This is a genomic window from Sphingomonas sp. 2378 (genome assembly GCF_038084995.1).
Lineage (GTDB): Bacteria > Pseudomonadota > Alphaproteobacteria > Sphingomonadales > Sphingomonadaceae > Sphingomonas.
In genome coordinates this window covers 1-1343 of record NZ_JAXCMJ010000103.1, presented here as the reverse complement: position 1 = coordinate 1343, position 1343 = coordinate 1, and the positions used below count along the sequence as shown (strand labels likewise).

Sequence of the window (1343 nt, the reverse complement as noted above, 5' to 3'; positions counted from 1 at the left end):
GTCGGGGACGGTCAGGATCACCGGGCTGGTGACCGGCGACACCGCCAGCGCCACCCAGGTGTTCGACAGCCGCAATGCGGGCAATCGCCTGCTGAAGGTGGTCGATCAGGTGATCAACGACGGCAATGACGGTGGCAACTACGTCGTTCATCTGGTCGATGGCATTGGGACCATCGCGCGCCGCCTGGTCACCACCAATGCGATCGCCGATGGCAAGGTCTATGACGGGACGACGCGCGCTACCGGGCGCTACACGGCGCTTGGCAATGTCGTCGCTGGCGACACCGTGGCAGCGACCGGTGGCGACATGGTCTTCGCCGATCGCAATGTCGGTATCGCCAAGACCGTGTCGGTGAGCGGCACGACGCTGAGCGGTGGGGACGCCGCCAACTATGTGCTGGACACCGTGGCGGACACCACGGCCAGCATCAGTCGCGCCGCCTTGGTCCTGAATGCGGGCACGGACACGCGTGCCTATGACGGCACGCTCGTATCGAACGGGGCGATCCGCGCGGTCGGCCTGGTGGCGGGTGACAGCGTGACGGCGTCGCAGCTGTTCGACAGCAAGAATGCGGGGGCCCGTATCCTCCACGTGGTCGACGGTAGCTGGACGGTGTCGGACGGTAATGGCGGCAACAACTACGCCGTGACGATCGGCGACACCGCCAATGGCGCGATCACCCAGCGCGTGCTGACCACAGCCGTGACCGTCAATGACAAGGAATACGACGGCACCACGGCGGCGACCGGTACGTTCGGCGGGCTGTTCAATCTGGTCGGCAGCGACCAGGTGACGCTATCCGGCGGGACGCTGGCCTTTGCCGACCGCAATGCGGGCACCGGCAAGGTGGTGACGGTGACGGGTGCGACGCTGGGCGGGGCGGATGCGGCCAATTACGTGCTGGCCGACGTGGCCTCGGGCACCGGGACGGTGACGCGCAAGGCGCTGGTGCTGACCGCTGTCGGGGACAGCAAGGTCTATGACGGCACGCTTGCGTCGAGCGGGCAGGTGCGGGCCAGCGGGCTGGTCACGGGCGACGCCGTGATCGCGACGCAGGCGTTCGACGGCAAGGACGTCGGGACGCGCGGCCTCCAGGTCGCGACGTGGAGCATTGCCGACGGCAATGGCGGCGGCAACTATGCGGTCAGCATCGACAATCCGGTCAGCGGGACGATCACCGCACGGACGCTGCGGGCCGCGGCGGTGGTCGACGACAAGACTTATGACGGCACGATCGCGGCGATCGGGCGGATCACCGGGCTGACCGGTGTGCTGGGCAGCGATGACGTGACGGTGGGGGGCAGCGGGCTGTTCACCTTCGTCGATCGTAACGTCGGTGCGG

Annotated in this window: 1 protein-coding gene; it reads left to right on the top strand. The window is 67.7% G+C overall.

All coding sequences use genetic code 11. From position 1 onward, the window contains the following. On the top strand, positions 1-1343 hold a 1343-nt coding region (locus tag SM191_RS19445; protein WP_341507645.1), incomplete at both ends, for a YDG domain-containing protein.